Raw genomic sequence first — 26,351 nt, 5'->3', positions numbered from 1 at the left:
GTCTACCGGCCGGCGTCGCGGGCGGCGATGCGCTCGCAGAACCCGGTCCTGTCGGCCTCGGTGATCGGCCGGACTACGCGCGCCGGATTGCCCACCGCGACCACGCCGGCGGGGATGTCTCTGGTGACGACCGAGCCGGCACCGATCACCGAACCGCGTCCGATGGTCACGCCGCCGAGTACGGTCACATGCCCGCCCAGCCATACGCCGTCCTCGATCACGATCGGCTTCGCCTGGCAGGCGCCGGCCTTGCGCTCCTCGAAATCGAGCGCATGGTTCGTGGCGAACAGACCGACCATCGGCGCGATCCACACGTAGTCGCCCAGGGTGATCGGCGCGTTGTCGAGCATCACGCAGTCGAAGTTGATGTAGGCGTGCGAGCCGATGGTGATGTTGCGGCCGATCTCGCAACGGAAGTTCGGTTCGATGAACACGTCGTCGCCGACCGCCGCGAACAGCTGCTCCATGACATCGCGACGTCGTGCGACGTCCTCGTAGTCGGTGCGGTTGTAGGCGACGAACAGTCGTTTCGCCTCGGCGCGCTTGCGTTCGATCTCCGGATGCGAGTCCTGATAGACCTCGCCCGCCACCATCCGGTCCCATTCGATGCGTCCCTCCGGCGTAAGGTCCGCGGTCACGTCGTATGTGTTCGTCGTCATGCCGTCATCTCCTTTGGTTCACATGAATATGTACGTTTGTACATTATATGACGGTCGTGGCGGTGCTGATGGCGTCGATATCGATGGTGCCGATATCGACGACAGCGTTCAAAAAATATCGGCCGACGTTCGGTGACGCCCGGTTCCACCGGTTACGCCCGAACGCTGGCCGACTGCATAATGGATGCCGGAACGGTTCCCGTAGCATCCATCGGGGGAGGCTTTCGACGGATGCTGCTCAGCCGATCACGGCATCAAGCTCGTTCACCGCGCGCAATGCCGCGGCCACGTCGGCGGGCGTGACCTCGAACGGCATGTTGCCCATCGTGTCGGCCGGGTCGCAGGCCAGTTCGCCGACCTTCAGCAGGTCGTCGTCCGTGGCGTCGTCGATGCCGATGCCGGCCAGCGTGGTGGGCAGGCCGACCGCGCGGAAGAATCCGAACGCCTCCTCGAAATCGGCGGTCGGACGGTCCTCGAGCACGAACTGGGCGAGCGTGCCGTACGCCACCTTCTCGCCGTGCAGGTACTTGTGCGTTCCCTCCAGCACGGTCAGGCCGTTGTGGATGGCGTGCGCGGCGGCCAGTCCGCTCGACTCGAAGCCGATGCCGCTGAGCAGTGTGTTCGCCTCGATCACCTGCTCGAGCGCCGGCGTGCACAGCCCCTTCTTCGCGGCGGCGAGCGCCTTGACGCCGTCGGCGACGAGCAGGTCGTGGCACAGTCGGGCCATCGCCTCGGCCGCGTTGGTGGCGTGGCCGCCGGTCATGGTGATTGCGCTGGACCTGATGCAGGCCGCGGCCTCGAACCAGGTGGCGTAGGCGTCGCCGAATCCGGCCGTGAGGAAACGTGCCGGCGCCTTGGCGATGATGGTCGTGTCCATGATGACCTTGTCCGGGTTCTTCGGCAGCGGCAGGTACTTGTCGAACTGGCCGTCGTCGGTGTATAGCACCGAAAGGCGCGAGCACGGCGCGTCGGATGATGCGGCGGTCGGGCAGATGATGACCGGCGTGCCGGCGAAATGCGCCACGGCCTTGGATGTGTCGAGCGTCTTGCCTCCGCCGATGCCGATGACGACGTCGTTACCGTCGAGCAGGCCCTTGTGGCGGTTGACCTCGGTCATCGAGCATTCGCCCTTGAACACCTCGTAATGGTGCGGGGTCTCGGTCTTTTCGAAGCCGGAGACGATGAGGTCGCGGTACATCGAATCGATGAACGGGTCGACGATCAGGTAGGCGCCGGCCGAGCCGAGCTCGCGGTATTCGTCGGCGAGCGCCTTGAGGGCGTCGGCCTCCTGGATGTAGCTGCCGGGGGAGCAGAGTACTTTACGCATGGATACTTCCTTGTAGTGGTGCTTGCGTCGGTATACGACCGTCGCGATATGGAAATCATGACGGTTCATAAACGTCCGTGTGCTGTGTTGAAGGCAACGATACTAGTGAAATCAGGTCAAACGTGGACTGATGATATTGAGATTGATTCGATTATTATAGAAATCGTGACTGATGGTGTGCATGACGATGATGCCGTTCGGGGCAATGCCGTTCGGGGCGGGGGCGTTCCCGCCGGCGCCGTCCCGCCGACCAATCCGCTGACGATTTTCTCCGACCTGTCGGAAAGGCCGCAATACAATCTGCCGGGCCTGCCGTTGTATGGCCGTCGCGACGATCTGCGTCGGTTCGGCTACCGCATCGTCTGCCATTGGCATCGTGACTTCGAATTCATTCACGTGGTCGCCGGTGAGACGATGCTGGTCGTCAACGGCGAGACGCGGAGGATGCGTGCCGGCGAGGGCGTGTTCATCAATTCGAGGCGCTTGCATTATTTGTTCTCCGACGAGCGAAAGGACTGCCGTTTCGTGACGGCCATGGTCGATCCCGTGTTCTTCGGCGGATTGTGGCCGAACCTGGCGAATGCGATGCTGGACCGCATGGGCGACGGCATGGTCGATTATGTGATGCTGACCGCCGACGAGCCGGTCGACCGCGAACTGCTGTTCGGCATCGACGAGTTCGCCCGGACGATGGGCGATTGCGCGCGTGACGGATTGCGCGCGTTGGATGCCGCATCGCAGGCGGCTGCGTTGTGCTCCCGGGCATTGGAACGTGTGGCAAGGAAACCGTTGTCGGATGATTCGGCGGAATCCGGTGGGGCGGGGTCGGACGATATGCCGGGGCCCAGCGGCCTGTCCGGCCCGCGCGGCGTAACGGGAAAATCGAATCCCGGCGGCCGCCGCACGGTTTCCCGCCCCGATTCCCTGCACGCGTTCCTCGTCATGGTGGCGTTCATCCGTTCCAATGTCGCGTCAAAGATCACGCTCGACGACATCGCCCATGCCGGTCTGGTCGGCAGGCGTGCATGCTGCGAGCAGTTCCGCCGCCATGCCGGCCGTACGCCGAACGACTATCTGACCGACTATCGTATCGGCAGGAGCCGGGAGCTGTTGGTCGGCGGCGACATGACCGTCGGCGAGATCGCCGCGGCATGCGGTTTCTCGTCGTCGGCGTATTTCGGCTACGTGTTCCGCCGGCGCATGGGCTGCTCGCCGAGCGAATACCGGGCGCGGGAACGCGGGTGAAGAGTGCGGAGTGGGGTGCCGGACGGATGTCGGTCGGAGTGTGGACGGGGCCGGGGCAGGGACGGCGCTTGGGGCTAGCGTGGCCGTATGGTCACTTCGAATAGAAGCAGGGTCGTCATCGTCGGCACCGGCAGCGTCGGCTCGGCCGTGGCGAGCGCCATCGTGCAACAGGGATTATGCAATGAGCTGGTGATCGTCGGTCATCATCCGAACAAGGCGCAGGGTCTCGCCATGGACCTGGCCGACGGATTGGAATTTCTCGGCCGGTTCGTGACGATTCGTGCAGGCGGTTGGGAGGATTGTCGGCACGCCGACGTGGCGATCATCGCGGCGGGGCCGAAGCCGAAGCCGGGGGAGACCCGCATGCAGGAGCTTGGCGCGGCCATCGACATCGTCGACCCGATTCTGCGGCGGGTGCGGGACTCCGGCTTCGACGGCATCCTCATCATGGTGTCGAATCCGGTCGACGTGCTCAGCTGGTTCGCGTGGAAGCGCACCGGATTGCCGCGTGCGCAGGTGTTCGGCTCGGGTGCCGCGCTCGACACGGCGCGATTGAAGACGATCATCGGCGAGACCACGAGGCTCGACCCGCGGCTGGTCTCCGGCTATGTGATCGGCGAGCATGGTGACTCGCAGTTCGTGCCATGGTCCACGGTGTCGTTCATCGGCAAATCGTTCGCGCAGTATCTGACCGACAACCACTCGCGTTATCCGGGGGTGACGCTCGCCGGCATCGAGGAGTCGACACGTCGCCGCGGCCTTGATATCAAGGGGCTGCGCGGCGGCACCAGCTACGGCATCGCGGCCACCGTCGCCGGGCTCGTGCGCACGATCCTATGGAACGAGCGCAGCGTGGTATCCGTTTCGACGCTCATCGATGGAGAATACGAATATGGCGAACACGACGTGTTCCTCTCCCTGCCGGTCGCGCTTGACGGCAGTGGCGTGGGCGATTTCGTCGATCTGCATTTGAGCGATGAGGAGCTTGCGAAATTCCATGCCTCCGCCGAGGTGGTCCGTCGGCATTGCTCGCTTATCGCCGACCGGTTGTGACGATATGTGACGATATGAAGAAGCGGTTCCTTCCATCGGAGGAACCGCTTCGTTGTAATGGGCGGATTCCTGCAAATCCCGGCGATTGCAGGGCCGCGAGTCTCGCGTGGGCTGTGAACTACTCGGCGAGGTACTTCTTGTAGTTCTCCACGGACTCGGCCAGGGCCTCATCGGAGAGGCCGAAGGCGCCGTAGGTGACGAACGGCTTGATCCATGTGGCGCCCACGTAGTTGGACGTGGCTTCGAACGGCACGAGAATCTGGTCGATGGTGAACTTGTTGGCGCCATCGGGCTGGTAGGCCTCCTCCGGGGAGCCGGCGGAGACGGCGACGCCGAACTCCGTGCCATCGAACGCGTGGCCGTCGGTGCCGTACGCCCAGCCGTGCTGGAGCACCTCGTCCTCCCAGGACTTCAGCAGCGCGGGGGAGGAGAGCCAGTACAGCGGGAACTGGAACACCACGCGGTCGGCGGCCTCGACGGCTGCCTGCTCGGCGGCCACGTCGATCTTGCCGTCCGGGTAGAGCGCGTACTCGTCGCGCACGGTCACGTTCTCCAGCTCGCCGGCGGCCTTGGCGAGCGCGGCGTTGATGTGGGACTGTCCGTTGAGGTCGGGGTGGAATACGAGAACCAAGGTCTTCATGATTGTCTCCTTCTAGGGGTTCTTGTTCTGCGCATGTTCTGCATGGATACGCATGGGTGCGTGGTGCGTATGTGTGCCGACATGCGTTTTCGTAATGTGATTCGTATTGTAATACCTCGAAACGAGATATTGCTGTGTCGTATCCACTTTCTCAGACGGTGCGACGGAACAATACGACTTACGTTCTGGGTGAACAACTGTGCCCTGCGGGTGGTTTGCGGACGACGGCGTTTGCCGATAAATACGTCGCCATCCGTCGGATTTTGGGGAAGCGTGATGGATTGCGGCGCTGTTGCCGGCAAATTGCATCGGCCTCCATCGAAATATGCCGAACCGTGATGGACGGCGGCGCATTTCTGTGATTCTGTGTTGTGGTCCATCGGATTTCTTGTCCGCGTGATTGCGAATCGTTGCAATCACGCGGTTTTTTTGTTGCTGGTGCTATGGGATGCTCGTGGATGACGGTGCATGATGTCGCAATTTTTCGTCGCCGTAGTCTTTTGCCCCCGTTTTATCTACGTAATTTTGTCGCGGGGGGGGGGGCTTAGACTGACCGCAGTTTCTTTCGGGAGGGAGACTGGGAGGTGAACTGGCGATGAACGCCATTGCTTGGCTTATTACGATGATCTGCGGCGTCTTCGCCCGTTTTCCACGTCGTCGTCGAATCGTCCTGTTGTCGCGTCAGTCTCACAATCCCCTTGATTTCCGCATTCTCGAACCGTATCTGCGGCAGGCGTTCCCGAATCATCGCATAGTCCGATGCACGGTGAGGAAGGGCGGCAGGCTCGGCATCGTCACGATGATGGAGCAGATGTGGTTGTCGTCCACGTCCACGCTCTGCATCGTCGACGGCTACGTACCCGCCGTTTCCATCCCTCGAAACCATGACGGTCTGCGTGATGCGATGCCCCCATGCGTGCAGATGTGGCATGCGCTCGGCGCTGTCAAGAAGTTCGGATATCAGTCGCTGGACACTCCGGCCGGCCGTTCCTCCAAGGCCGCCCATGCCCTCGCCATGCATCGTGGCTATGCGTTCGTCATCTCCGGATTCTCCGGCACGGTCCATGATCTCGCCGACGCGTTCGGATACGACGACCGGTCGATTCGTCCGCTGGGACTGCCGCGCGCGGATTACCTGACCCGTCCCGAATACGCGGCGCGACGACGGTACAACAGCGACGCCACGCGCCGCTGGCTGGAACTTTCCGACAGCATGTTGCGTGACCACACCATCGTCCTGTATGCGCCCACGTTCCGCAAGAACGCCGCCGACGAACAATGGCATCGCCACTACATCGAGTCGCTATATGAAAGCCTGCCCGAGGATGCGATTCTCGTCGTCTCGGGCCACCCACTCGACACCATGCACGAGACGTGGCTGGAAGGCCGGGCCCGTCTGCGGTTCCTCCGTTCCGTCGCGTCCATCGATGCATTGTCGTTCGCCGATTACGTCGTGACCGACTATTCCGCCGTCGCCTTCGAATCGATGCTGCTGAAGCGACCGACGCTGTTCTACGTGCCCGACATCGACGAATACCGCGCGTCGCCCGGTCTCAACATCGATATGGAATCCATGCTGCCGACGGTGACGTTCCGTGACGCGCGCGATCTGGGGAAGTACATCGCCCGCGACCGCATCGAGCACTGCTACGACGTCTCCGCCCTGCATGAATTCTGCGCATCGTACGGCATCGCCGACGTCCGCGAATCGTCGACGTCATCATGCGAGCGCATCATCCGAGCGCTGACGCCGCTGGTCGATGAACGGCAGGCCGTGCGGGAGCATGTGGCCGTGGCCGTGCCCGTCCGTGTGCCCGTGCCCGTGCCGGTGACCGCGGCGGCCGTGGCCGCGCGGGTCCCGACCGCGTCCACGGTGCTGTAACCGTTTTTCCGAACCGCTACTCATCGAAGAGCCGAAGAAAGGAACACCAATGACCGAAGAGGAAGCAAGGAAGCTCAAATACGATCCGGCCACCGTGGAGCTGCAGACCACCGAGGCGATGTATCGCAACGACAACCATACGGGACTGCGACGCGTGCTCACGTACGGCACGTTCGACCTGCTGCACTATGGCCATATCCGGCTGCTGCAGCGCGCCGCCGCGCTCGGTGACTACCTGATCGTGGCGCTGTCGACCGACGAATTCAACGCCGGCAAGGGCAAGCGCAGCTTCTACCCGTACAGCGTGCGCAAGGAGATGCTTGAGGCGCTGCGCTACGTGGATCTCGTCATTCCCGAGAACACCTGGGAGCAGAAGCGCAACGACGTGCTTGAATACAACGTGGACGTCGTGTGCATGGGCGGCGATTGGAAGGGCAGCCCTCGCTTCGAGGAGCCGTTGCGCGGCCTGTGCGACCTCGTGTATCTCGACCGTACCGACGGCATCTCCACCACGGCGGTGAAGAAGAGCCTCGCCGGCAACAAGGCCACGACGCCCGGGTCCGTTGCGTCCGGAGCCGCCCGGTGAGAACGGTCGGGGGCCTGCGGCGTGCGGTGCGCAAGGTCGGGTTCGCCGTCCTGCGTCATACGCCGCGACTGCGTCTGGCGGTGCGGCACGCGTACTGGCGTGTGCAGCGTCGTCGGTATGAGCGTCTTCGTGCCGGCATCGACGTTGATTCGCATCTGGTGTTCTTCGAGTCGTTCGGCGGCCGCTCCGTCAGCTGCTCTCCCAAGGCGCTCTATCAGGCGATGCTGCGTGACGAACGATACGACGATTATCGTTTCGTATGGTCGGCCAAGACGGACGTTTTCGGCAAGACGGCCGCCCTGTTCCGTGATGCGCCCCGCACAAACGTCGTCCAACGTGGCAGCGAGGAGTATTTCAGGACGTTGGCGGCGGCAGGAACGATCATCATTAACACGCGTCTGCCGGAATACGTATGGCCGTCCGAGGCGCAGACGTTCGTGCAGTGCTGGCATGGCACGCCGCTGAAGCGTCTGGGCTACGACGTGCGGATCGAGACGACGAACGCGTTAAACACTACGGCCGAACTCGCCTCCAGATTCGGTCTCGATGCGAGGAAATGGACGTATCTCATTTCGCCGTCGGCCTATACGAGCGAGCACTTGTGCGACGCGTTCGGCCTGCCGCAGGAGCGCCGCGCCGCTGTGGTCATCGAGGAGGGCTACCCGCGCAACGACGTCCTGACGACGGCGGACGCCGCCAAGGTTCGGCTCCTGCGCACGAGTCTGGGGATTCCCGAAGGGCACAAGGCATTGCTGTATGCGCCCACATGGCGCGACGACTCGTACCGGCCGGGAGTGGGATACACGTTCGACTATCTGCTCGACTTCGACCGGATGTGTGAAATGCTCGGCGACAAGTGGGTGGTGTTGTTCCGGCCGCACTACTATGTCGCCAACCAATTCGATTTCTCGAAGTACGAAGGATTCGTCATCGACGTTTCGAAAACCGGGGATATCAACGACCTGTATCTGGCGGCGGACGCATTGCTCACCGACTACTCGAGCGTGATGTTCGATTATGCGAACACCGGCAAACCGATGATGCTGTTCACGCCCGACCGGGACCGGTACGCGGATCGGATCCGCGGATTCTACATGGATTTCGATTCGATTCCCGCGCCGAACTGCGAGACCACTGATGAGGTCATCGATGAGCTGTTCGGACTCGGCGCGTACGAGAAACGCTATGGCGAGCAGTACCGCCGGTTTGTGCAGACCTACTGCCCCCACGACGACGGCCACGCCTCCGAACGTGTGCTGCACCGAATTTTCGGCTAGTAGGCGAGTTTTCACCGGCCACATCAGCCGGTCATCGACGAGAGACAACAGGGACAACGAAGAGGAACCAACAGGAGGGAATATATGACGAAAGTCAGCGTAATCGTTCCAATCTATAACGTTGGCGAATATCTGGAAGCATGTCTGGACTCATTGGTCCAGCAGACCATCGACGATTATGAGATCATTCTTGTGGATGACGGATCCACTGATGACAGCGGTGTCATCGCCCAGCGATACGCGGATGAATATCCGTTTGTATCCTGCCACCACATCGAAAACGGCGGTCTTGGCCATGCCCGCAACTATGGCGTGCGGTTCGCGCATGGCGAGTACATCTGCTTCGCGGATTCCGACGATGTCATTCCTTCATATGCATACGAAGAAATGTATGAACTGGGTGAGAAAAACCACAGCGACATGGTCATCGGCGATGTCAAGCGATTCAATTCGCGTCGATCGTATTCCAGCAGCCTTCATCGTCGTGCTTTCCGGAATGCCACCGAAGTCATGCACATCACCAAAAATCCCGATCTGCTGTATGACACGACTTCCTGGAACAAGCTGTTCAGGAAGGATTTCTACGATCGAAATGCGTTCCAGTGGACCGAAGGCGCGTTGTATGAGGATCTTCCCGTTTCCACGCGTGCGCACTATCTTGCCAACAACGTCTCATATCTGAACAAAATCGTATACAAGTGGCGCGCCCGCGATGGCGCCTCGGCATCCATCACCCAGCGGCGTGACGAAATCGAGAACTTCCTTGATCGATTCAAGGCAGTCACGATGATTGACGAATTCTTCGACAAATATGTGACCGAGCCCGAACTGCATGAGGCGAAGGATGAGAAATGGCTCAGCCTTGATTTGCGCATGTACGTCAATTGTCTTGGTTCCGTGGACGAGGACTATCAAAGGACCGTCATCGACATGCTCGCCGACTATCTGCCTCGTGTGAGCGATCAGGCCTTTGCGAATATTCGAGCCATCGATCGTCTGAAATACCATTACATCCGTCGCCATGACCTTGAATCCCTGCTCAAGGTGCTGAAGTTCGAGAAACGTGGCATGAAGACGCTTCGCGTGAAATACGACAGGTCCGATGGCCAGTATTACGGCAACTATCCGTTCGGTGAAGACAAGTCACTGTATCGCATGACGAGTGAGCTGGAACGTTCCGGCCTGTATCAGAAGCTTCGTTATGTAAGGCTTGATGAGGAATCGCTCATGGTGACCGGGCGTATGTATTCGCGTCTGCTTGACGTGAAGCATCGGGGAGACGTCGATGTCGAGGCGTTCCTCGTCGATGCGAACGGTGAACAGGTGATGCCTATCACGGTCGAAATGGAACGGAACGGCAAGAAGCATACCTATAATCTCAGCCGTGACTACCGGCGTATCGTTAGACGGACCAATGCATTCCGCGGATATCGGATGTTCATCGAGGCTGACGCCCTCGCCGATCTGGAGGATGGCGAGTATTGCATCGAATGCCGCTACCAGACAGCCCACATGGATTTCGGATTCCAGAAAGTAGGCAAACCCGAGGCCGGCGACGGGCCTCGCCCATATGCGATTCGGCTTGGCGACAAGGCGGTGTCGGTCGGCTACGATCTGAATTACAACCTGCGTATCACGGTGACCACCTGTGAGAACGAGGTCACAGACGTCGAACCGGTGAATGAGCATACGGTCAGGTTGTTGTTCTCCGACGGTTCTGCCGAAGTCCGTGAGTTCGAGGAATCCTTGGAATCGTGGACCTCCTTCCCGGAACGGTACCTGAACACCACTCCGCGGTTCAAGCGTTGCGGTGATGGTCTGCTGTATTACGTGGCGAATCGCGAAGGGCGGCTGGGAGTCAAACTGCTCAGAGAAGGTGTGCTGACTCGATCCAGTGCGTTTGTCGGGAACGTCGCCACCATCGTTCTGGATGATCTGGGCGAACTCCGGTCCATTGACGGGGTAAACCTGGTTGGACGGCGCTTTGGTGTGAATGTGCCCGTTCCGTTCACCGTCGAAGACGGGGAAGCAGCCGGGGTACATACGATTACCGTTACTATTGACTTTGGCGATGAGCAGCAGACGGCATTGCTTCGAGACGATACCTATGAGCTACACGTCAAAGGGCATAATGCGCAGGGCAGCTGCGTTTACGTTGCATATAACACCGGCGATAAGCGCGATTTCTTTGACAAACGATGGGTTTCGGGATACCGCTATATGCTGGCTACCAGAGCTACGCGATTCCATGTCATCGTCAAACGAAGTGCTGACAAGCTTGACCGTACAAAGCGTAGTCGTCGGCTCGTCGTCAAATATCTCTATCCGCTGATGCGCCTACTGCCTATTAAGAAAAACTGGATTGTGTTCGAATCTTCATGGGGTGCCAAGACCGATTGCAATCCTGGGGCAATGTATGAATACATGGCAAAAAACCATCCGGAGTATACCTGCATTTGGTCACTCAACGATCCGCGCATTGCCTTGGACGGTAACGCACGCCGTGTGGTGAAGCGTTCTGCAGCGTATTACTACGCTTTGGCGCGAACCAAGTATTTGATTAATAATGTCAATTTCGTTGATTCCTATGAGAAACGCAATGGCCAGATTGAAATTCAGACCATGCATGGTACGCCGTTGAAGACTCTGGGATTGGACGTTCCGGGAGAACTGTCGACCCCGGAGGCGGTTGATAGGTTTTTGCGCCGATGCGGTCGCTGGGATTACCTGGTTGTGCAGAGCAGTCGTGCCGAAGAGATTACCAAATCCTGCTATGCCTATCAGAAGGACTATCTACGTACAGGGTATCCGAGGAATGACATCCTTTTCCAGATGCGTAATGATGAAGACATTGCCGATCTTAAACGGAAATATGGTGTGGACCCTCATAGAAAACTGGTGCTGTATGCCCCTACATGGAGAAGACGGGGTCGGTTTGATCTTGAGCTTGACTTCGCCAAGATCGCGGACCAGCTCGGGCCGGAATACCAACTTGGCTTGCGTGTGCATCAATTCGCGGCGTCCGGGTTCAACGAGGAGGATCTTGATTCGCGTGTAATCAATCTCAGCAACGTCAAGAGTATGGAGGAATTGTTCCTTATCTCCGACATGGTGATTACCGATTACTCTTCGCTGATGTTCGATTACGCGGTGCTGAATCGTCCCCTGCTGTTCTATGTCTATGATTTGGAAGAGTACCGCGATCATCTGCGCGGGTTCAACATCGATTTGGAATCCGAGGCCCCCGGCCCGCTACTGTTCACCACGGATGAGGTCATCGACGCGATTCGTCGTTCCGATGAAGTCGAACAGCAGTATCGAGGTGCATATCAGACGTTCCGTGAACGGTACTGCACCTATGAGACCGGTCATGCCTGCGAGCAGATATACAAGCAGGTATTCGAGAAACGATGAAAAAGGCGGCCGGCATGCTCGTATTCATCTGTCGGTCGTCTTTTCAGCTATGGCAAGGTAATTGCCAAACCTCTCAACACGATGGAAGCAAGACCACGAAAGGAGGACCCTCATGCTTTTCTCCATCATTCGTGAGAACTGGCGGTGGCGGCATCAGGTGTGGAACCTCGCCAAGATCGATCTGGTGAAGACCTACCGCGGCGCCGCGCTCGGCAAGCTGTGGCTGTTCGCCAAGCCGGCCGTCTACATCTTCGTGTTCTGGTTCGCGCTGCGGTTCGGCATCCGGTCCTCGGCCGACGTCAACGGCAAGCCGTTCCTCCTGTGGCTGGCGGCCGGCGTGTTCCCGTGGTTTTTCATGTCCGACATGATCACCACGGGCAGCGACGTCTACCGTCGCTATCCGTATCTGGTGAACCGCATCAAGTTCCCGCTGTCGCTTATCTCCACGTTCTACACGCTGTCGCTGCTCATCATCATGGCGTGCATGATGGCGTTCACCGTCGCCGTATCGGCCATCTTCGGCATCTATCCCAGCATTTACCTGCTGCAGCTGCCATTGGTCATGGCCATCATGTTCATATTCTGGGTGGCATGGTCCATGATGCTCTCTCCGCTCGGCGCCATCTCGCGCGACTTCGCGAAACTCATGAAAACGCTGGGCACGCCGTTCTTCTGGCTGTCCGGCATCCTGTTCCGTCTCGACTCGCTGCCGCACGCCGCCCGCGTGGTCATGGCGTTCAACCCCGTCTCATGGTGCGTCGAGGCTATACGCGACTGCTTCGTCTACGACACCTGGTTCTGGACGCAATGGCAGGATCTTGTGCCGTTCCTGTTCGTGCTCGTGCTTGTAGCCGCGCTCGCGGTGCACAACTACCGACGGCTGCATACGGAGGTGCCCGATGTCATCTGAGGTCATAGCGGAAACCACGCATATCGGCGACGCCACCGTCATCCGCGACGAAAACGCTTCCGAACCGGTCGCCGTACGATTCGACCACGTCACCAAAACATACAAGCTGTTCAAGAACGACCGTCAACGACTGCTTGCCACGTTCTCGAAACGCGTGAAATACGACACCGTCAACGCGTCCGACGACCTGAGTCTCACCGTGCCTCGCGGCGCGTCCGTGGCCCTGCTCGGCGACAATGGCGCCGGTAAATCCACCGCGCTGAAGATGATCACCGGCGTATGCTTTCCCACGTCGGGCACGGTCGAGGTGCACGGCCGCGTCTCCGCGCTGCTGGAGCTTTCCGCCGGATTTGACATGAAGCTCTCCGGCATGGAGAACATCGACATGCGTTGCCAGTTGTGGGGGCTGAGCCGTGAAGAATCCGAAAAGCTCATCCCGGAGATCGTCGAATTCTCCGAACTCGGCAAATACATCAGCCAGCCGATGCGCACGTATTCCAGTGGTATGAGGGCTCGCCTCGGGTTCGCGTTCGCATCGTCCATCCGCCCCGACATCCTCGTCGTCGACGAGGCGTTGTCGGTCGGCGACCGCAAGTTCGCCGCCAAATGCCGCGACCGCATTCGTGGCATCATAGCCAAGGAGAACGTGACTGTGCTGTTCGTCACCCATTCGACGCGCATGGCCAAGGAATTCTGCGAAACGGGCATTGTCATCCAACACGGCCATGCCGTCTTCTCCGGCAGCATCGGCGACGCCGTCGCCTACTACGAGAAGTCGTAGGGGAGGGACGCAAAGGACGAAGCCGTCAATCAGGTGAATTTCAGGCTTCGTCCAACGCGACTATTCGCCGAGCCAGTCGGCGACGGCGCGCTTGACCTCGGCCGGGTCGTTCTGTGCGACGGTGCCGTAGACGGCAAGGCCGGGCTGAACGACCTTGGCTCCGGTCAGGTCGCCGATATGCGCGGGCGTCTCCTTGAATCCGCTGCCGCCATGCGTGATGAACGGACGGATGGTCTTGCCCGCCCAATCGTGGTTGCGCAGGAACGTGTCGATTTCCAGCGGCGGTTCGCCGCACCAGATCGGATAGCCAAGATACACGGTATCGGCGGCATCGAACGCAGCCTCGACGGCATCCGACGTTGTGGCGTCATTGCCGTCGGACGCGTTGCCGTCACCTGTCGCGTTGCCGTCGGCCGTCGCGTCGGCGGAAGGCGCACCGTCCCCGCGCAGGCGCACGACGATCGCCGCCTTCACGCCGTCAGCCATCTCGCGCTTGACGCGCTCGACCGTGCCGTCGTACGTCGTCGGATACGGTTCGGCCGGCAGAATCTCGACGATCGGCGCGCCGGTCGCCGCGGCGATTGCGTCCGCCACCTTCGCCGTGTTGCCCTCCTTCACATAACCGACCTCATAATTCTCGTCGGCGCGCGAAAACATGACGATGACCGATGCCATGGCCCCTCCTTGATTGATGGATCCTCTTGTCTCAAATCTACTCCGACGATGATGGCGGCGGGATGAGGCGCCGTCACGTGGGCCGTTCGACGTCCCGTGGTCCGTCCGTGTGCCGCAGCCCGGCCCCTTCATGCGTCCGTGTCGTCGTCGAGGTCCTTCAGCGAGTTGATGAGGTGCGAGACGGTCTCCGGCAGTCGCGTGCGCGCTATCCATTGCGCGCCGTCATCGTTGAACAACGCGTCCGCGTTGGCCAATACGCCGAGAATGCCGTTCGAGGCGAAGTTGAGAATGAGATTCTGCCCCGGATTCAGCCGCCGCCGGTCGAGTCCGAGCAGGCCGAGCCAGATGTCCGCGACGAAATCGCGCAGCTGCCGCGTCAGGCTGGTCGAACCGTGCGGTCCGGTGATGAGCGATACCTTGTGCACGCTGCGTCGGTATTCGTCGTTGTCGATGAACCGGACGTACTCCTGATGCAGGTCGATGTCGTCGGGCTGGCGGATCAGCCGCGTGATGAAGACGTTGAGGCCCTGGTCCTCGTAGATGGCGGCGATGGCGTCCTCCGCCAGCTCGGCGATGTTGGTGTAGTGGTAGTAGAACGCCGTGCGGTTCAGGCCGCTCGTGCGCGTGATGTCGCTGACCGTGATCTTGGGGTATGGCTTTTGTTCCAGCAGCCGCCAGAACGCCTCCTGCATCTTCTTCGTCGCCGGCCGTTCCGCCGCCCGTGGTCGTGGCATATCGTGGTCCTTTCGTGTGAAATACAGTCCGAAACTCCCGGAATCCGCAATCTATGGTGCCAAAAGGTCGTTTTCCGGCGTGAAAACGACCGAAAGGCACCACAGATCGCCGATTTCGGGGTTTGTGCCGGCCTGTTGCGTGGTTCTCCGTATAAAAACTATACATCTTGTCGAATATTGGTGATTTTTATTCGACACCGTGATGAATAAAATCATTGTACGCATGAACATGAACGATGCCAAGGAAGGAAGAGAACCATGCATGGAAATACGAAACGATATGCGAAGTTCGCGCTGCCGCTGGTGGTGATAGCGGTGGCGTCATGCTTCATGGCGCTGCTGTTCTATCCCATGATGAACGCCAGCATGAAGAACGTGCCGGTGGCGATTCTCTCGCTCGACGAAGGTGCGACCGTCCAGGGCAAGACCGTGAACATCGGCGATACGCTGGTCGACAAAGTCACGGAGGCGGCATCGGATTCCGACGGTGAGCCGGCAATCGCATGGCATGAGGTCGACTCGCAGCGGCAGGTCGACGACGGCTTCGACAACCGTGATTACTATGCGGCCGTCGTTATCCCCAAGGACTTCACCGCCAAGCAGATGGATGCCAAGCAGGCTGCGGCCAAGACGCAGATCGAATCCGCGACCAAGCTGGCGCAGGTCATGGCGCAGGCTCAGGCCAAGGCGCAGATCGCCGCGCAACAGCAGGGGTTCACTGGAGCGGCCGCGCAGCGGTTCGTGCAGAAGGCCGCGCAGGAGGCGGTGCAGAAGGCCGTCTCCACGCAGCAGACCGCCACGACTCCGGCGACAGCTGCGCCGGAAATCAAGCTGGTCGTCGACAATGCCAAGAGTCCGATGCTTGCCAACCTGCTCAGGCAGAGCCTGCCGGTCATGCTGGAGAAGACCGGCGCCACGGTGAAGACCACCGTGCTCAACGAAGGCGGTGTGACGACCAACAGCTCCCTGCCCACCGCCACGATGATGGGGCAGAATGTACTCATCATGCCCGTCTATATGATGTCGTTGATCGTCTCGTTGCTTGTGGCCAATCAGCTCCGACGCAAGTCGTATGACAGCCGTGCCCAACGTTGGGGCTCGTTCGGGACGCAGCTTGGTCTTGCGCTCGTCTGGTCCCTGGGTGTGGCCCTGGGGGCCGATTGCATCTTCGCCATGCTTGGGTCCGGATGGTTGTCCGCCTCCATGGTGATGTTCCTCTGGCTCGCCAGTTTCGCGCTCATGACGGTGTTCCTCGGCCTCATGAACATCGCCGTGCCGCTTGGCCTCGGCTGCGGCGTGCTTGGTCTCGGCCTCGGCATGACCAGCGGTCTGTTCCCGGCCGAATTGCTGCCGGCGTTCTGGCGTGACTGGATCTACGGTTGGGTTCCGCAGCATTTCATCGGCGATGGCGTACGTGCCGTGATGTATCGCGGCGACGGCTGGTGGAATGCGGGCTCCATGCCGTTGCTTGCCGTCCTGTGCGTCGGACTGCTGGTCTTCGTCTGTGCGGGAATGATGCCCGTGGGGCGTCATAAGGTGGCCGCGACCGACTCCGTTGCCGAGTAGCCGCAGGGCTGGCTGAATCCGTCCCCGCATACGGTCCAAAACTCCCGAAACCCGCAATCTGAGGTGCCAAAGGGTCGTTTTTATGTCGAAAAACAACCGAAAGGCATCGTGAATTGCGGGTTTCGTGGTTTTGTGCCGGCCTGTTGCGTCGCGTGACGTGAAAAACTCTACATAACGGACGATGTTGTCATTTTTATTCTACAAGTTGTTGAATAAACTTATGGCCAGCACCCGACGCAATCCGCAATCCACGACGTCCGCTTCCGCAACACGGACGCCGGCAACGAAAGGAGCAGACAATGGCATTCCTGGAATTCCATGACGTGGTCCGCCAATACGGCGAGGGGGAGTCCGCCGTCAAGGCCCTCGACCACGCGACGTTCGACATCGAAAAGGGCGAGCTCGCCGTCATCCTCGGCGCGTCCGGCGCCGGAAAATCCACGGCGCTGAACATCCTCGGCGGCATGGACCGCGCCACCTCCGGCAGCGTCGTCCTCGACGGCCGCGCCCTGACCGCCGCCAGCGAATCCGAACTCACCGACTACCGCCGGTTCGACGTCGGATTCGTCTTCCAGTTCTACAACCTCGTGCCCAACCTCACCGCCCTCGAAAACGTGGAACTCGCCAGCCAGATCTGCCCCGACGCGCTCGACGCCCGCGAAACGCTCGAAAAGGTCGGTCTCGGCGAGCGCCTGGGCAACTTCCCCGCACAGCTTTCCGGCGGCGAACAGCAGCGCGTCTCCATCGCCCGCGCGCTCGCCAAGAACCCGAAGCTGCTGCTGTGCGACGAGCCGACCGGCGCCCTCGACTACAACACTGGCAAGCAGATTCTCCAGCTGTTGCAGGATTCCTGCCGCAACAACGGCATCACCGTTGCGCTGGTCACGCACAATTCCGCGCTCGCGCCGATGGGCGACCGATTGATTCGCTTCCGCTCCGGCAAGGTCACGGAGATTTGCGTTAACGAGCATCCGACGCCCATCGCCGACATCGAGTGGTAAAAACCCCGGAATCCGGAATCCATGGTGCCAAATGGTCGTTTTCACGGCGAAAAACGACCGAAAGGCACCATAGATTCCGGATTCCGGGACTACCGGCCCGTGATTCGGTGGATGGCCGTGCGGATGGCGGCGGGGGAGGATGCCACGCCGAACGCGCGGTGCAGGGTCAGACCCTCGACGAGCGCGTCGAGCAATTGTGCGGTCTCGGCATCAAAGAACCGTTCCAGCTCGGCGCGGCTCGCCGCCATCCACCGTTCGCTCAAATCGCGGAAGGAGCCGTCGCGGGCGGCGATCGTATAGAACTCCAGATTGATGGTGAAGTCGTGCGGCGTGATCAGCAGATCGCCCTCGATATGCCGGGCGACGGCCTCGCAGGCCGCCTCGGTGCTCGAAACGTCGGCCATGCGGGCGGCGAAGACGTCGATGGACCGTTGCACGAACTGGCCGAACGCCTGATGCAGCAGGTCGTCCATGCCGTCGAAATAGTAGGTCATCGAGCCGAGGGGAACGCCGGCCCTCGCGGCCACGACCCGGTGCGACGTTCCCGCCACGCCACGCTCGGCGATGACGTCGAGGCATGCGTCGATGATGCGCTGCCTGCGTTCCGGATCGTTGCGTCTGCTCTGCGTTGAAGCCATGCCGTCATGATAACGCACCCCGCCCGCAGGGAGGCAAGGGGGAGGGTGCGCACTCTGAGCCCTCCTATATAGTTAAAACGTTATATTACGAGGGTTTCAGGAGGCTTGATGAGAGTAGTGTCCCGCAAGGTCTTTGCCGCCGTACTGGCCGCGGCCGCGTTGCTGTGCGGCATGGCGTTGCCAGCCACGGCAAACGCGTTGCCGGGGGCCGTTGCGACGGCCGGCGTCGCGACGGTCGGCACGGCGGCCACCGAGGCGAAGGCGGGGGAGAAGACCATCGAGCTGTCCACCGCCGGCAGCAAGGACACCGACAAGACCCGCACGCAGCAGTACTTCCAGTTCGAGAACGGCGACTGGACGGGCTACTACATCCGTCCCGGCATCACCGCGAAGTTCAGGATCACGCTGAACACGACGGCCGACGGCCCGAACGTATTGTGGGCGCATCGTCAGGCCGGCCGCGTGGACGCGAACAACCACGCGCTCGTCCGCGCCGACGACGGCGGCAAGCTCAAGGCCGGCGTCAACGAGATCACCTACGACACCACCAAGAACAAGGTCGGCCAGGTGCTGCTCGTCCGCAACGACGGCGGGCAGAGGGCGTCCGTCGTCATCGAAAACGAGAACGGATCGGACGGCAGGCCGTCTCTCGGCGAATACCCGCTGTACACGTACGACGCCGCCCATCCCGAGGCGTTCTGGACGTATCTGACCGAACTGCGCTCCTACGTCGACGCCGGCGTCGACACGGCCGTCGGCCAGCTCAACGACGACCCCGACCTCGGCATGGACATGACCAGCCTCGTGCTCGGCCGCATGGTCTACGACCTGCGCGCCGCCAAGATGGTCGACTCCGTCAAGGACATCGACACCGAAGCCAAGGCGACGGCATGGATCCGGAACGTCTACAAGGTCGCCAACGACCGACTCGACTACTTCGACGGCGTGCTCGGATTCGACGGGAACGCCGCGGACGCCAGGCAGAAGCCCACGCGCATGAAGATCGTGCTGGAGATGACGCAGAACCTCACCAGCCCCTCGACCATGTTCGCCTGGTACACGATGTACCACCTCGGCGAGGGCGTATGGCCGGGCGTCGCCACCAGCGTCGAAGGGTCGCACGGCTGGGGCAACGACCACGAGTTCGGCCACATGCTCGACATCGCGCCGCTCGCCGTCGTCGAGGAGACCAACAACCTCGTCTCCATGTGGGGCCGTCGCGAGGCCGGCATCGACAAGCTGAAGAACAACGGCACCGCGTTCACCACGTCCACCTACCATTCCGGCGTGCTCTCCGGCCAGAAGAACATCGACTCGTACCTGAACGCCAAGCTCGCCGGCGAGAACCCCGAATCCCCGTGGGGCGACATCTGGTACGACGTGACCGCACGGTTCAACATGCTGCGGTTCTTCGACGACTACGACTACTCGGCCTACGATTTCGGCAACGGCAGCGGCTACACGAAGGAACTCGCCGACCAGGTCAACAAGTACGGCGGCCTTGGCGCCGTCTACCGTCAGGTCCGCCGCACGCCCCGCACGTACACCAACGTCGGCGGCGTGAAGGACGCCGCCGCACGCGCCTACTCCGACGCCCTCGGCTTCGACATGAGCGAGGTCATGGGCCGCTACGGCATGACCGTCTCCGACGCGACCGCCGCCTACACGGCCAAATATCCGAAGCTCACGCAGCACATCGAATACTTCTCCATCGACGCCGACGCCAAGGGCATCAACGGCGCCAGGGCGTTCACCAAGACGACCGCCGCGCCGAACGTCACGACCTCACGCCCCTCATCCGGCAGGTTCGCCATCACCGCCTCCTACCCCGACGGCAGCATCGAGGCGAAAAGCACGGCCGGCTACACGCTGCTCGCCGACGGCAAGGCCGTCGCCTGGAGCCAGGACGGCACGTTCACCGTCGACACCGGCAACGTCGTGCCCAAGTACACCGTCATCGCCTACGACTACCGCACCAATCCGTCGCCCGAGGCGGCCGTGCCGACTACGGCCGACGTGACCGTCGTCGTCAAGACGTCCGATGGCGCCGACACGTCCAAGGCCGTCGTGCATGTGAAGCCCGACGATCCGAACGCCAAGGCGACCGACGTCAACCCGGCCGACGGCAAGGCGACGCTCAAAGGCATCGGTTCGGCCACGGTGAGCGTCACGCTCGACGGCTACACCGCCCATCCGGCCGGCACGCACGTCGACGCGCTCTCCTGGCAGGGCGGCACGCTCCAGTTCACGCTCACGCCCAAGAATGGCGAGACCGCGACCACGCCGCGACCGACCATCCACGGCGCCAAGGCCGACGACGGCTCCCTCGCGTTCGCCATTACGCCGAACAACACCGACGACGACGTGTACTACACGACCGACGGCAGCGAACCGTCATCGACGAACGGCAAGCGCTGGACCGGCGGCAGCATCGCCATCGCATCCAGTCCGCTGACCGTGAAGGCCATCGCCTACCGCGCCGGCAGCCTGCCCAGCGCCGTCGCCCAGGCCACGTTCACCGACAGCCGCGTGACGCGCGTCTACGACGCCATCTACGGCCCGGCCGGATACGGCGGCAACTACAAGGACCTCGGCATCGGCGCATACAGCGGCAAGGACGAGCTCGGCGAACTCTACGACGACGTGCGCAGCCTCAACGTCCCCAATGGGCTCAAGGTCACGCTCTACGAGGGCGAGAACCTGACCGGCAAATCGTACACGTACACGTCCACCGTCAACTGGGTGAACGGCTACAACGCCCTGCCCATCAAATCCATCAGGGTGGAGACCGTCAAGGCGCCCGAAGCCAAGACCGCCGGCACCGTGACGTTCAAGGCCGGTGCCGACGACGCCAAGGGCACCATGGCCGACCTGACACGATACCAAGGCGTCAGCGCCGTCGCGCCCGACGTCGCCTTCACCCGCGACGGCTGGGACGCCACCGGCTGGACCGACGGCAAGACCGTCTACAAGCCCGGCGACGCCCTGCCGGACGGCGACCTGACGCTTACCGCCACATGGACGCGCGCGAAATACGCCATCGCGTTCGACGCGGCCGGCGGCACCGGAACCATGGACACCGTGACGGCCGTCGTCGGCGAGGAGACGATGGCCCCCGAGCCGAAGTTCACGCGCGCCGGATACACGTTCGACGGCTGGAAGCTGCCCGACGGCACGGTGGTCAAAGCGGGGGAGGGCGTGAAGTCGTTGTCCTTGAAGGGCCATGAGACCGTCATGCTCACCGCCGTGTGGACGCCCAACCGCTACATCATCCGGTTCGACGCCGGCGTGGACGACGCCGGCGACGTCACCGGCGAGATGGCCGACCTCGCCATGGAATACGGCAAGGAGGCGACACTGACGAAGAACGCGTTCGTCCGCAAGGATTACGCGTTCGCCGGCTGGTCCGACGGCCACGGCACCGTGTACGCCGACGGCGAGAAGGTGGCCAATCTCACGGCCGACGCCGACGGCGTCGTCACACTCACCGCCGTATGGGACAAGCAGCCGACCACCGACCCGGGCGAGACCCCCGGAGGTGGCGGCAGCAACGGCTCCGATAGCGGCTCCGACGGCGACAATCCCAACGGCGGCGACAACGACGGCGACGGCAGCGTCGACGTGAACCGGAACCCGAGCCACGACCTTCCCGGCTCCAGCACCGCCGATGGCAGCCGCGTCATCGTCGAGACCAGGCCGCAGGACCACGGTTCGGTCTCGTCCGAACTCGCCAGAACCGGCGTGGCCAACGGTCTGCTCGGGCTCGCCATCGTGCTCGCCGCAGCGGGACTGGCCGTCAAGCTCCGCGAGGTGTGCCGGCGTCGCATCGACGGATACGACATCGACTGACGTTGCGCTGACCGGCGTCACATTGACCGATGGCGACCGGACGGTGAACAGCGTCTGAATTCATCGGGCCCCGTGCATATACCCCCGTATATGCACGGGGCCTTCGCCGATAATGGAACCGGGACCAGGAAGCGAGAGCAAAGGGAACGGTCGCTGGATGAAGACACTCGTCAGGAAGATAATCATCGCCGTCATAGGTCTCGCCATCGCGGGGTTCTTTCTTTACGCCGGCATCGGTGAACTGACGCATATACGTGTGCCGATAGATGGCGTCATGGGGGCCATCGTCACCGCGGCCAGCGGATACGCGTTGTTCCGCAACGGCCGCACCTTCCTGCAATGCGTGACCGCGTTGCGGCGCGGACCACGAACCGCATATGCGGTGGTCGCGCAATACGAGGAGATCGAACACCATACGACGAACAACGACGAGGACGAGGACGGCGACGAGGAGGACGGACCGCTCGTCAGCGTGACCACGCGCTACCACTTTCGTCTCAACGACGGCGAGGAGGTCGTCTTCGAGCATCTGCCGCGCGAGGCCATGCGCGATCCCGTGCTGCGCCGGGCCGTGCGCAGGTACGGCACCCATGTGATCATGCGCTGGTACGAACGGCCGCAGGTCTGGGAGTCGCTGGAGCTCGACCCGCTGACGGCTTCACGGGAAACCGTGGTCGATACGACCTCGCGGGCGTTCCACCGCCTGCCTCGCGTGGACAAGGAGACGCTCGTGGGACGTGACCCCGCCCGTTTCAAGCCGCTGACGTATGCGACCGTCGTGGCCGTGATCGGCATCATCGCCGGCACGCTGGCGCTGGACGGGGCATTGTCGCCGTTCGGTTTCCAAGGCGTGCTGAAGCAGACAAACCTTGGACTCGCGCCAATCGGCATCGCACTGTGGATACTCGTTCACATGGTGGTCAAAGGCAGGATACTCAGGCGGATAGGAGCGGACGAGGAGATTCCGGAGGACCAGATGCGCGGCATCCTCGCCGACAACCGCAACTTCCACCTCTACAGCATCGGCGTGCCGCTGCTCGCCGGCATCATCATCGCGGGCGGTGCCCTGTTCGGGCTGGCATACGGCCCCCGCACGGTCGCCGCGCAATACCAGGGCCTCGAAACGCATACGGAGACCGACGATGACGGCGACTCGAGCGACTACGCCGACTTCATCTTCACCAAGGACGACGGCAGCACCGTCACCGTGACCTGCGACTGGTCCGACAAGGACGCCGCCTCGCGCATCATCGGCGAGCCGCACAGGCCGATACTGCTCACCTACTGGCCCGGCGGCGGCATCGACGTGCTCGACCACGTCGCCCCCGACCCCTCCCGGCAGTGATCGACGACGGCAGACGATCCACTGCAGGGCGATGATGTGCATGCGGGGCGCGGCGGCGTAGAATAATCCAAGCATTGCCATCGAACCCATCCTCGAAAGGTCGCATCAATGGAGAACTGGTGGTTCGCGCCGCTGATCATCGGCATCACGGTCATTCCCTCGATGGGTCTGATCATCGCAGGCGTCGTCGTCGAAGCATTGCATCGCAGGAAGGCCAATCGCTGCACGGCGGTGACCAACGGCACCGTCATCGGCTACCGGTTCCTCGGAGGCGTGAACATGAAGCCCGTCATCGGCTATCGGGTGAACGGCCGCGACTACCGCGTCGCCCGTCAGTTCCGTGCCTACGCCGGAGTGGAGAAGAACGTTCCCTGGGATCCATACAACGATTCCGGTGCCTACGTCTCCGACAACGACGTGCTGCACGTGCCCACCAGAATGGTCACCAACCTGCGCGCCATGGCGCAGCAGCTCTGGCCGCTCGGCAGCCCCATGCCGGTCTACTACGATCCGGCCGACCCGTCGAAGGCCTTCGCGCATCACGTCAACAAACGGATGTCTATGGTCGCCATCGTCCTATGCGCCACAGGCGCCGGTACGCTGGCGATCCTGCTGCCCTTCACCCTGCTGGTGCTGACGCAGCTATGACATACGCGACGCATGCGTGATGCATACGTGAACGTATGACGAGCGCCGTATTCAGACAGCGTTCAGGAAACATCAAGCCCGGTGCCGGAAAGGTCGCCGGGCTTTTCCAGTGACGAACAAGGCGGCTGCCAAGTTCGCGCCGCATAGTTGGGGTCAGAGCCCCGCATGATGACGGCATCCGCCGGTCGCCGCCCTACTCACGGTCTTAGCCCATGGCGCATGATGCGGGGCTTGCATCCTGCCCATCGTGAATGAAGGACCATCATGTTCGTGCTTAGGAACGCCTGGAAAACCGTGATACGGAACAAGGGCCGCAACATACTGATCGTGCTGATCGTCGCGATCATCGCCGCCGCCGCGACCGTCGGCCTCGCCATACGCAACGCCGCCGACGACGCGCGCGAGACCGGCCTCGCATCCACCAGCGTGACGGCGACCATCAGCGCCGACCGCAGCAAACTCATGGAACAGGCCAAGTCGTCGAGCTCGTCGTCCTCGTCGTCAAGCTCGTCGTCGGATTCCAAGCCGGACTTCGACGCCATGCGTGAGGCCATGGAGTCCAGCAGCCTCTCGCTCGCCGACTATCAGAAGTACGCCAAGGCGTCCAGCGTGAGCGTCAGTACCTACTACTCCGAAAGCACCGGCGTCTCCGGCACCGACTCGTTCCAGCCGGTCGAAAGCACCTCCTCGAATTCGGCGAACTCCTCGTCGTCGAGCTCGTCATCATCCTCTTCGAATTCGTCCTCCGGCTCCAACGGCCAGCAGGGCCAGCCCGGCCAGGGCGGCCCCGGCGGCGACGGCCAGGGCGGCGGCATGGGAGGCATGACCTCCGGCGACTTCACCCTCACCGGATTCTCCTCCGACACCGCCGTAAGCAAGGCCGCCAACGGCACCTTCACCATGACCTCCGGCAAGGTGTTCGGCTACGGCTCGTCCGACAACGGCAAGGTCATCATCTCCAAGGCGCTCGCCGACTTCAACGACCTCAAAGTGGGCGACACCATCACGGTGACCAACCCCAACGACACCTCCAAGACCTACAAGCTCACCATCAGCGGCATCTACCAGAACACCACGTCGAGCAACACCGACTCCATGGGGCCGATGGGTGGCACCTCGCAGGACGCCGACAACGCCATCTACACGTCCGTCTCCACGCTCAAGTCGCTGGGCCTCGACTCCACGACCACGGCCAACGACGATGACGACAACACGTCAACGCAGCTGAGCTTCACCTACGTGCTGAGCAACGCCAACGACTACAAGACCTTCGCCTCCGACGTGAAGAAGGCCGGCCTCGCCGACACCTACACCGTGCAGTCCGCCGACGTGGAGAACTACGAGTCCAGCCTCGTGCCACTCGACAACCTCGCCAAGTTCGCGCTGACCCTGCTCATCGTGGTGCTGATCGTGGGTGCGGTGGTGCTCATCGTGCTCAACCTGTTCAACATCCGCGAGCGCAAGTACGAGGTGGGCGTGCTCACCGCCATCGGCGTGAACAAGGTGAAGGTCGCCGCGCAGTTCGCCATCGAGCTGCTCATCGTGACCATGTGCGGCATCGCGCTCGGCGTGGCCGGCGGAGCCGCGGCCTCCGTGCCGGTCTCGAACCAGCTGCTCGCCTCGCAGATCTCCGCGCAGCAGTCCGAAACCGCCAGCCAGCAGGAGCAGTTCGGCCGCGGCGCCGACATGGGCGGGGGAGCGCCGGGCCAGTCCGGCTCTGATTCCAATGGTTCCGATTCGTCGTCCGGCTCCGAATCGTCCGGCTCCTCGGAGTCGAATTCGAATGACTCCGGTTCCTCCTCCTCGTCGTCGAATTCGAGCGGCGGCAGCTCCGCGCCCAGTGCACCGGGCGGCGACCAGGGCGGCGTGCGAGGCGGCATGAACCGGGCCGTGAGCTATGTGAGCACCATCAACGCCACGGTGAACTTCAAGGTCATCGGTCAGCTGATACTCATCGGTCTGGGGCTTACACTCGTCTCCGCGCTCGTCGGCATCATCTTCGTCATGCGCTACGAGCCCCTGCAGATCCTCGCCGACCGTTCGTAAACGCCGTTTCCCGAACAGGCTCCCCATGCCACAGGGGAGCCGGCCGCCGCAGGCGGACCGAGGGACAGCCGACCG

The 26,351-nt window shown here is 61.9% G+C and carries 20 protein-coding genes; 14 read left to right on the top strand and 6 right to left on the bottom strand.

The annotated features are described in order from the left end of the window. Positions 1-2: 2 nt before the first annotated feature. Both CS006_RS01290 and CS006_RS01285 read right to left on the bottom strand, forming a co-directional pair. Complete coding sequence (locus CS006_RS01290) at positions 3-659, bottom strand: sugar O-acetyltransferase (protein ID WP_207759978.1); 657 nt, start codon at positions 657-659, stop codon at positions 3-5. A 238-nt stretch (positions 660-897) separates the two neighbouring features. Then, positions 898-1,986 carry a glycerol dehydrogenase gene (locus CS006_RS01285; protein WP_100509984.1) on the bottom strand — a complete coding sequence of 363 codons (1,089 nt, stop codon included), beginning with the start codon at positions 1,984-1,986 and terminating at the stop codon, positions 898-900. A gap of 165 nt (positions 1,987-2,151) precedes the next feature. Here CS006_RS01285 and CS006_RS01280 point away from each other — a divergent pair, with 165 nt between their 5' ends. After that, a complete protein-coding gene (locus CS006_RS01280; RefSeq protein WP_165777171.1) occupies positions 2,152-3,231 on the top strand; it encodes an AraC family transcriptional regulator in 1,080 nt (359 codons plus the stop codon). An 87-nt stretch (positions 3,232-3,318) separates the two neighbouring features. Beyond that, positions 3,319-4,284 carry an L-lactate dehydrogenase gene (locus tag CS006_RS01275; protein ID WP_100509982.1) on the top strand — a complete coding sequence of 322 codons (966 nt, stop codon included), beginning with the start codon at positions 3,319-3,321 and terminating at the stop codon, positions 4,282-4,284. Positions 4,285-4,402: 118 nt separating this feature from the next. Here CS006_RS01275 and CS006_RS01270 read toward each other — a convergent pair whose 3' ends face one another. Then, a complete protein-coding gene (locus tag CS006_RS01270) occupies positions 4,403-4,924 on the bottom strand; it encodes an NAD(P)H-dependent oxidoreductase (RefSeq protein WP_100509981.1) in 522 nt (173 codons plus the stop codon). Positions 4,925-5,519: 595 nt separating this feature from the next. Between CS006_RS01270 and CS006_RS01265 the strand changes: the two genes are divergently transcribed. The 6 genes from CS006_RS01265 (at position 5,520) to CS006_RS01240 (ending at position 13,774) form a co-directional block, all read left to right on the top strand. Continuing rightward, the gene (locus CS006_RS01265) at positions 5,520-6,806 is read left to right on the top strand and encodes a CDP-glycerol glycerophosphotransferase family protein (protein ID WP_100509980.1); all 1,287 of its coding nucleotides are present in this window, start codon (positions 5,520-5,522) and stop codon (positions 6,804-6,806) included. Between the two features lie 49 nt (positions 6,807-6,855). Further along, positions 6,856-7,392, top strand: coding sequence for an FAD synthase family protein (locus tag CS006_RS01260; RefSeq protein ID WP_341476061.1), 537 nt, complete (start codon positions 6,856-6,858; stop codon positions 7,390-7,392). After that, a complete protein-coding gene (locus CS006_RS01255; protein ID WP_165777170.1) occupies positions 7,389-8,669 on the top strand; it encodes a CDP-glycerol glycerophosphotransferase family protein in 1,281 nt (426 codons plus the stop codon). The genes CS006_RS01260 and CS006_RS01255 overlap by 4 nt, the downstream gene beginning before the upstream one ends. 84 nt (positions 8,670-8,753) lie before the next feature. Beyond that, complete coding sequence (locus CS006_RS01250; RefSeq protein ID WP_100509978.1) at positions 8,754-12,083, top strand: bifunctional glycosyltransferase/CDP-glycerol:glycerophosphate glycerophosphotransferase; 3,330 nt, start codon at positions 8,754-8,756, stop codon at positions 12,081-12,083. 112 nt (positions 12,084-12,195) lie between these two features. After that, positions 12,196-12,993 (top strand): ABC transporter permease, encoded by a 798-nt coding sequence (locus tag CS006_RS01245; RefSeq protein ID WP_100509977.1) that lies wholly within the window; start codon positions 12,196-12,198, stop codon positions 12,991-12,993. Further along, the gene (locus CS006_RS01240) at positions 12,983-13,774 is read left to right on the top strand and encodes an ABC transporter ATP-binding protein (RefSeq protein WP_100509976.1); all 792 of its coding nucleotides are present in this window, start codon (positions 12,983-12,985) and stop codon (positions 13,772-13,774) included. The genes CS006_RS01245 and CS006_RS01240 overlap by 11 nt, the downstream gene beginning before the upstream one ends. A gap of 60 nt (positions 13,775-13,834) precedes the next feature. Here CS006_RS01240 and CS006_RS01235 read toward each other — a convergent pair whose 3' ends face one another. Further along, positions 13,835-14,449, bottom strand: coding sequence for a flavodoxin (locus CS006_RS01235; RefSeq protein ID WP_100509975.1), 615 nt, complete (start codon positions 14,447-14,449; stop codon positions 13,835-13,837). A 128-nt stretch (positions 14,450-14,577) separates the two neighbouring features. Next, complete coding sequence (locus CS006_RS01230) at positions 14,578-15,183, bottom strand: TetR/AcrR family transcriptional regulator (protein WP_100509974.1); 606 nt, start codon at positions 15,181-15,183, stop codon at positions 14,578-14,580. A 258-nt stretch (positions 15,184-15,441) separates the two neighbouring features. Between CS006_RS01230 and CS006_RS01225 the strand changes: the two genes are divergently transcribed. Beyond that, positions 15,442-16,749, top strand: coding sequence for an ABC transporter permease (locus CS006_RS01225; protein WP_100509973.1), 1,308 nt, complete (start codon positions 15,442-15,444; stop codon positions 16,747-16,749). A gap of 299 nt (positions 16,750-17,048) precedes the next feature. Beyond that, a complete protein-coding gene (locus CS006_RS01220; protein ID WP_100509972.1) occupies positions 17,049-17,750 on the top strand; it encodes an ABC transporter ATP-binding protein in 702 nt (233 codons plus the stop codon). An 89-nt stretch (positions 17,751-17,839) separates the two neighbouring features. Here the strand turns inward: CS006_RS01220 and CS006_RS01215 are convergent, their stop codons facing one another. Beyond that, the gene (locus CS006_RS01215) at positions 17,840-18,388 is read right to left on the bottom strand and encodes a TetR/AcrR family transcriptional regulator (protein ID WP_100509971.1); all 549 of its coding nucleotides are present in this window, start codon (positions 18,386-18,388) and stop codon (positions 17,840-17,842) included. Between the two features lie 108 nt (positions 18,389-18,496). On the opposite strand from CS006_RS01215, the gene CS006_RS01210 reads away from it, so the two are divergent. The 4 genes from CS006_RS01210 (at position 18,497) to CS006_RS01195 (ending at position 26,276) form a co-directional block, all read left to right on the top strand. After that, positions 18,497-22,237: an InlB B-repeat-containing protein gene (locus CS006_RS01210; protein ID WP_243386670.1), complete on the top strand. Its 3,741-nt coding sequence runs from the start codon at positions 18,497-18,499 to the stop codon at positions 22,235-22,237. A 157-nt stretch (positions 22,238-22,394) separates the two neighbouring features. Then, positions 22,395-23,582, top strand: a complete 1,188-nt coding sequence (locus tag CS006_RS01205; protein WP_100509969.1) for a hypothetical protein — start codon at positions 22,395-22,397, stop codon at positions 23,580-23,582. 108 nt (positions 23,583-23,690) lie between these two features. Further along, on the top strand, positions 23,691-24,230 hold the full coding sequence (locus tag CS006_RS01200; protein ID WP_100509968.1) for a DUF3592 domain-containing protein: 540 nt from the start codon (positions 23,691-23,693) through the stop codon (positions 24,228-24,230). 264 nt (positions 24,231-24,494) lie between these two features. Then, positions 24,495-26,276, top strand: coding sequence for an ABC transporter permease (locus CS006_RS01195; protein WP_100509967.1), 1,782 nt, complete (start codon positions 24,495-24,497; stop codon positions 26,274-26,276). The last annotated feature ends 75 nt before the right edge of the window (positions 26,277-26,351 follow it).

It is taken from the genome of Bifidobacterium primatium (assembly GCF_002802875.1).
GTDB classification, from domain to species: Bacteria; Actinomycetota; Actinomycetes; order Actinomycetales; family Bifidobacteriaceae; genus Galliscardovia; species Galliscardovia primatium.
The sequence above is the reverse complement of the archived record's forward strand: the minus strand, read 5'-3'. Positions and strand labels throughout refer to the sequence as shown.

Coding starts and splice junctions, on each gene's coding strand:
- CS006_RS01290 (WP_207759978.1), bottom strand. CDS start 659: ATGACGACGAACACATACGACGTGACCGCGGACCTTACGCCGGAGGGA.
- CS006_RS01195 (WP_100509967.1), top strand. CDS start 24,495: ATGTTCGTGCTTAGGAACGCCTGGAAAACCGTGATACGGAACAAGGGC.
- CS006_RS01250 (WP_100509978.1), top strand. CDS start 8,754: ATGACGAAAGTCAGCGTAATCGTTCCAATCTATAACGTTGGCGAATAT.
- CS006_RS01230 (WP_100509974.1), bottom strand. CDS start 15,183: ATGCCACGACCACGGGCGGCGGAACGGCCGGCGACGAAGAAGATGCAG.
- CS006_RS01270 (WP_100509981.1), bottom strand. CDS start 4,924: ATGAAGACCTTGGTTCTCGTATTCCACCCCGACCTCAACGGACAGTCC.
- CS006_RS01235 (WP_100509975.1), bottom strand. CDS start 14,449: ATGGCATCGGTCATCGTCATGTTTTCGCGCGCCGACGAGAATTATGAG.
- CS006_RS01260 (WP_341476061.1), top strand. CDS start 6,856: ATGACCGAAGAGGAAGCAAGGAAGCTCAAATACGATCCGGCCACCGTG.
- CS006_RS01210 (WP_243386670.1), top strand. CDS start 18,497: ATGAGAGTAGTGTCCCGCAAGGTCTTTGCCGCCGTACTGGCCGCGGCC.
- CS006_RS01265 (WP_100509980.1), top strand. CDS start 5,520: ATGAACGCCATTGCTTGGCTTATTACGATGATCTGCGGCGTCTTCGCC.
- CS006_RS01240 (WP_100509976.1), top strand. CDS start 12,983: ATGTCATCTGAGGTCATAGCGGAAACCACGCATATCGGCGACGCCACC.
- CS006_RS01215 (WP_100509971.1), bottom strand. CDS start 18,388: ATGGCTTCAACGCAGAGCAGACGCAACGATCCGGAACGCAGGCAGCGC.
- CS006_RS01285 (WP_100509984.1), bottom strand. CDS start 1,986: ATGCGTAAAGTACTCTGCTCCCCCGGCAGCTACATCCAGGAGGCCGAC.
- CS006_RS01220 (WP_100509972.1), top strand. CDS start 17,049: ATGGCATTCCTGGAATTCCATGACGTGGTCCGCCAATACGGCGAGGGG.
- CS006_RS01200 (WP_100509968.1), top strand. CDS start 23,691: ATGGAGAACTGGTGGTTCGCGCCGCTGATCATCGGCATCACGGTCATT.
- CS006_RS01225 (WP_100509973.1), top strand. CDS start 15,442: ATGCATGGAAATACGAAACGATATGCGAAGTTCGCGCTGCCGCTGGTG.
- CS006_RS01205 (WP_100509969.1), top strand. CDS start 22,395: ATGAAGACACTCGTCAGGAAGATAATCATCGCCGTCATAGGTCTCGCC.
- CS006_RS01275 (WP_100509982.1), top strand. CDS start 3,319: ATGGTCACTTCGAATAGAAGCAGGGTCGTCATCGTCGGCACCGGCAGC.
- CS006_RS01245 (WP_100509977.1), top strand. CDS start 12,196: ATGCTTTTCTCCATCATTCGTGAGAACTGGCGGTGGCGGCATCAGGTG.